Annotated in this window: 3 protein-coding genes; 1 reads left to right on the plus strand and 2 read right to left on the minus strand. The window is 41.6% G+C overall.

Annotation, left to right across the window (positions count from 1 at the left end; translation table 11 throughout):
• Positions 1-104 precede the first annotated feature (104 nt).
• Together AB6D80_RS23965 and AB6D80_RS23970 are read right to left on the minus strand one after the other, a co-directional pair.
• Positions 105-1,079, minus strand: a complete 975-nt coding sequence (locus AB6D80_RS23965; RefSeq protein WP_269335301.1) for a ParB/RepB/Spo0J family partition protein — start codon at positions 1,077-1,079, stop codon at positions 105-107.
• 5 nt (positions 1,080-1,084) lie between these two features.
• Positions 1,085-2,302 (minus strand): ParA family protein, encoded by a 1,218-nt coding sequence (locus AB6D80_RS23970; protein ID WP_009846016.1) that lies wholly within the window; start codon positions 2,300-2,302, stop codon positions 1,085-1,087.
• 1,260 nt (positions 2,303-3,562) lie between these two features.
• Here AB6D80_RS23970 and AB6D80_RS23975 point away from each other — a divergent pair.
• Positions 3,563-5,542: a replication initiator protein RctB domain-containing protein gene (locus AB6D80_RS23975; protein ID WP_012601303.1), complete on the plus strand. Its 1,980-nt coding sequence runs from the start codon at positions 3,563-3,565 to the stop codon at positions 5,540-5,542.
• Positions 5,543-5,851: the final 309 nt, after the last annotated feature.

Genomic DNA, 5,851 nt, shown 5'->3' on the forward strand with positions numbered 1-5,851 from the left:
CATATCACTTACTACCGTTTTTGTTTTAAGTTCCCGCTAATCCGCGATGAACCAATAAAAAGCCGCATAAAGCGGCTTTAGAGGAGCAATGAAAAGTCGTCGACTTAGTCGAGCTTCGATTGAACGAAGGCAAGGATTTCTTCCATTGTTGCATCATCAACTTTCTTAAGATTTAACGCCAAGTTTGAACCCTTACGGCTATATGACGCTCGACCTTTAATAAGTTCAACTTTTGGAGAAGCTTTCTTCGCGGGTGCAGGTGCTAGTTCGAGCACCCAACCTTCTAAAGTCTCTGTCACATCTTTTGTTAAACGAGTTACGCCTTGAGCTTCGCTGCGCTGCCACACAAAGCCTTCAGAAGCACCACACTTGGTCAGTAATGTTTGTTGCTGCTCACTAGTAAGACCGCTAAATTGTTTGTGTAACTTAACAATAGTCGGACGGCCAAGATCGCTCACATTTGGGTAAGCTTGTAATAATTCAAGTGGTAAAGCGGCCGCTTTCAACGCGCCACTCACCAAAGCTTCACTGCACTGGAACATTTTAGCGAGTGCTTTCTGGTCTTCAGCTTCGCCTTTATCAAGCTTCGCTTGCATCTCCTTCCCCTTCTCATAGAGAGAAAGTGGTTTATGAGCGTTAGCTACATCCGATAAAAACTTAGCATGTTCGCCGTTAATGTTTTCAGCGACATAGATCAAGAACTCTTTGTCAGCCAAAATACATGACATACGACGACGGCTACCATCAAGAACTTCAATCTTGCCGTCTTTGTTCTTACGGCCAACCGCTGGATATTGCTGGCCGCGCTCTTTAAGCGTAGTTAGTACGTCAGAAAGCGCGTGCTCATTCAAGAAAGACTGCTCACGAGCATTCTCTTCAAAAACAACCGTTCGTGTTGCTACATCAGCGGCTGGAATTCGAACCAATTCAAATGAAACTAAATCTTCACCCGCAACAGAAAGCTCAATCACTTGAGCTTGCTCTTTTACCGCAGTTTGAGCTTCTTGTGGCGTAGCTACGCGACGTTTGTTTGCTTTACCAAATAGCTTTGCATTTAAGTCAGATGTTTTAATTGCCATTCTTGTTATCCCTGATTAAGTGAAGGCCAGTTGCTATGTAATACACGCTCTAATTCTAGAGCACTTTTTTGTACTGCGTCTTGAGCCACAGCCAGAGTTTTCTTACCGCCCTCAAAGTCGCTTACCGTCAGATCGAAAACCGTGCTGTAAGTGTCAGCACAAGTTTCAAAGGCGCGGCTTCTTGGAATCGTGGCCATCATTACTTGGTCATTCAACAGGTAGTTCATCTCAGTCAGAACTGATACCTGTTTTTTATTGTCGTCTTCAAACATCGTTGGCATTAGACGAACGAACTCAAGCCCTTTCCAATCGTCCGGGAACATTTCATAAACCGTTGGCAAGTGCTGGAAGAAGTTAACCGTTGAAGCCCAGTCCAAACGCTTGGCTGCACATGGTATTAAAAGTGCGTTCGACGCGTACATTGCATTCCACACTAACGGGTCCACGTGTGGTCCAGTATCAATCATGATCACATCAAAATCATCGGCGATTTTGTCGATAAGCTTTTCTTTCAAAAGACGAACAATATCAAGTGACTGATCTCTAGACAGACTTTGCCATGCTTCAGCGTTAAACATCGCATCTTCTGGGAAGGCTGAAATAGTCTTCAAATTAGGATACTGAGTTGGCAACAGCACGTTCTTACGCAAGAATTCTAGGTCAACATCCTGCTCTTCTGGCACATTATCCAACATGATATCGACTGCAGAATAAATGCTGTCATGCTCTGCACCACTAATTTGTGGGTTTAAGAACAGACGCAAAGAGCCTTGTGGATCCAAGTCAATCAGACAGATACGGTAGCGCTTGTCCAAATTTAGAGATAAGCACGCAGCTAAGTGAACTGCCGTCATTGATTTACCTGTACCACCCTTTTGGTTTTGTACGTTGATAATCCATGGTTTATTGTCAGCATGCTGCTTACGTTGATGGAACTTTGGCACTTCTGCCGCGTCCATCAACATGTGAGCTTCTGTCAATGAAATCGAGTAGTGATTGGCGTTGTTCTTTGTAAACTGATGGCCATCAGCTTCAAGTTTAGTGATCGCTTCATCGAGTTTACGACGCGTTAAACCAGAACGAGTCTCCATCATAGCTTTAGACATTGGAGGGAAATGTTCATCACTTCGCTCTTCCAAAATAATCTCAATTCGGTCAGCCTGAACTTGTTGAGTTTGTTCGGCTAGCTGATAGAGCTTATCAATCGTTTGTTCTCTTTTCATTGCCAGTTTCCGTAATAATTAACTAAGTACAAATTGTACAGCGATTAACAACAAACACAACAAAAACATGAACATGCATTTATGAGTAAACTCACATAAAATAGACAGTGTTTTTACAATTTGATGAAACATCACCTCAGAGTAATACTAAAAGTCATCATTTTCACCATGCACAACCATGTTATTTCTAGTGCACATTTAAAATGTTACAGCATCACTTATTTACAATGTAAATGATATTATCGCTAAAAAGCTGCGGAACGATTGAAACACAACCATAGATTACGGTTGGTGTGATTTGCATTCGAATTTATAGATTTTCAATTCAATAAAAATTAAATAACGCTCAATGGACAAAAAATTCAAAACATAAGAGAAGAGGAGTTGCAAAAAAACAACAGAGGATTCTAACCAGAGCGGAAGAATGATCATGGAACACATCTAATGTAAGAGAATTAATAACACCAAATTATGAAGCATGATCAAGGCGCAAACTTAGCAATATTGATCCGAGCAACTGCACATTACAAATGATCAAACTCCGGAAAAATGATCAAGTAAATATCGTTCCGGAAGCATGTGATTTAAGAGCTAAGTTACGGACAAATGCTTTTGTAATGGGGATTCAACGCCTATAAGGGCTCAATGATTGAAAATTCAATCTACACTGACCGAGAATACGCAACATGACAATTTCATGATCATGCTTCCTAGTTAACTCCCACCTACGCTAAATACGTCAAAGCTATCCATTTTCAACAGATACAGGTTAAATTTTATCCTCAATAGGGCGGGAAGGATAAAAAAGTACCATCACTTGATCATTATTCCGATAGATTGGCCATCATAAATATCCGTATTGAGTTGTATGAAGTGACTTAGAAGATGATGTTGACTTCCGAACTGTGGATAAGCTGTATAAGTATAATGATCATGCTTTCAAGCCAATAATGATCATGCTTACAATGACTTAATGATCATACTTCTGGTGTTCTGTGATCATGCTTTCTTTGATTTAATGATCATAGTTTCGGGGTTTTTATGATCATGCTTTCCGAGGTGGTTTATTTTAAACCTTTAAATTCAGCAACTTAAGACCACAGTAACAGCCAGATCATTAGATCACTTAATCATTTAAGATCATATTAATCAAAAAGATCAGTTATTTAAAAGCCAATAAATTCTCTTTATTTATGATCATTCTTTCTTTATCATTCAGGAACTATAGTGAAATTACGGTTAGTGTGATACGGATCAAAAATGAAACCAGAAGAGAAATTGTTAATTAAGGCACGAAGCCACAAAGATGGTCATTTATTTGAGGTATCTGAAACAGCCGTTGAATGGATAGAACAATATCAACACTTCAAAGGTGTCACCAAAAGCATCGTTGAGCTTCTTAACCTAATTTCACTTCGTGGGTTTAGCAGCAAAGACGGTTACGTTTCTACTACCGAGATTATTGAATCAACCGATGGTCAAGTTACTCGTGCAGCCTTACAGCAAAGGTTAAGAGCTGCGGTTAGTATCGGTCTTTTCAGGCAAATTCCGGTTCGCTTTGAAGAAGGTCTTGCTGGTAAAACTATGCTGCATCGCTTTGTTAACCCAAACCAATTGATATCAGTACTGGGTGCTACTAGCTTAGTGACAGAAAGCGTGAAGCAAAATGAGAAGCAAAAGCGATCTAAAGCTCTAGCTCAAACCAAAGTCAACAAACGCTTATTGAATGAACACGGACTCAATACCCCACCAACGATGAAAGACGAAGCCGATCAATTTATTGTGTCGCCAACCAATTGGGCGGGCATTATTGATCAAGCCTTAGCGCCCCCTAGAACGCGCAAGAGCTACCAAAAATCAATGGTTTCGATCTCTGGCACTCGAGCGGTGATCGAGACACGATCTTCAAAAAACATTATGACGGTTGATGATCTGATGACGCTATTCGCGTTATTCACGCTTACTGTTCAATATCATGATCATCACCAAGATGATTACCATCTAGACGCGAAACACACACCGAACAAAACACCACTTTACATCACGGATATTTTGTCCTTGCGTGGCAAGAAAGACAGCGGGCCGGCACGTGATTCGATCCGTGACAGTATTGATCGTATCGAATTTACCGATTTCCAATTGCATGAGCTCACAGGCCGTTGGCTTAGCGAGAACATGCCAGAAGGCTTTAAGAGTGATCGTTTCCGATTCCTAGCTAGAACCATTACCGCATCGGAAGAAGCGCCTACAGAAGGCTCTGATGGCGAAATTCGCATTAAACCGAACCTATACATCCTGGTTTGGGAACCTTCGTTCTACGAAGAGCTGCTGACGCGTGACTATTTCTTCCTATTTCCGCCAGAAATCCTGAAGCAACATACCTTGGTCTTCCAAATGTATTCGTACTTTAGAAGCCGCATGGCACGTCGCCATTCAGATAGCATGTTGCTCAGTGAGCTCAACCAGAAATTGGCGCGTAACATCGATTGGCGTCGTTTCTCGATGGATCTGATCCGCGAGCTCAGAAAGTTAGGTGAAGTAGGGGATCAAGAAGATACCTTCCTGGTTAACCTTTGGGGTTATCACTTAACGATCACCGCGTTGATCGAAAAAGGAAAAACGACTGATTATCAGGTTGATATCAAATGTAATGTGGAAGAAGTCTTACGTTACTCAAGAGCACGCACCACCAATGCAGGCAAGCGTAATATGGCACCAACGTTACCGAACCCACTGCGTAATGAAATGGTGTCTAAGCAGAAATTGGAAGAGTTGTCTGAGATTATCGATGGTGAGTTTGAGCCAATTCAGCGCAAAGCACCGTCGCCAAGAGGCAAATTGGGACGTCGAGTTAAGCAGCGTAAACACTCTGTTGAGATCAACGCTGACGAGATCATGATTACTCTCTCTAAATATACCTCTGCAGAGGCTCTAGAACGCAGTATAACGGCTTTATCTGCTATGACAGGGCATTCACATGCTTCAATCAAAGAAGAGTGTTCTGAGCTCATTGAGAAGCTTGATTGGTTGAGAGTAGGGGAGGACGTTATCCCATACGAAACACTGAGTCGCTTGATTGAGCTTTACAACGACCGTGACAGCACCAGCAATCGACACTTGTCTATTGAGCGTTTGATCTCTGGTTTAGCTGTGCGTCGTAAAGTGTGTAAACAAGTTCACGAAGGTCATTTAGACGAAAACGTGTTCTTAGCGCTCGACGAAATGGCGATTGGCCACTAGCCACCAATCAATGTCACTGCTCAGTTGTAAGAAGCCCATATTTACGGCCGACGAATGGATAGTTTGAACACATTAGATGCTGATTAAAACCGCACCTAACGCTGACAAATTGATGACAATGTAGCGCATCCAGTTGATTATTATTTATCCCGAATAGACAACCTTTTGTCCTTTCTTATGATTAATAGATTGGCTCATATTTTGTTACATCATACTGAATAGATTTTTGCGAGTTCCTAAGGGACTCGCTTTTTTTTGGTTCATCGCGGATTAGCGGGAACTTAAAACAAAAACGGTAGTAAGTGATAT

Source organism: Vibrio sp. 10N.247.310.17 (genome assembly GCF_041466605.1).
Taxonomy (GTDB): Bacteria; Pseudomonadota; Gammaproteobacteria; order Enterobacterales; family Vibrionaceae; genus Vibrio; species Vibrio tasmaniensis_A.

Coding starts and splice junctions, on each gene's coding strand:
- AB6D80_RS23970 (WP_009846016.1), bottom strand. CDS start 2,302: ATGAAAAGAGAACAAACGATTGATAAGCTCTATCAGCTAGCCGAACAA.
- AB6D80_RS23975 (WP_012601303.1), top strand. CDS start 3,563: ATGAAACCAGAAGAGAAATTGTTAATTAAGGCACGAAGCCACAAAGAT.
- AB6D80_RS23965 (WP_269335301.1), bottom strand. CDS start 1,079: ATGGCAATTAAAACATCTGACTTAAATGCAAAGCTATTTGGTAAAGCA.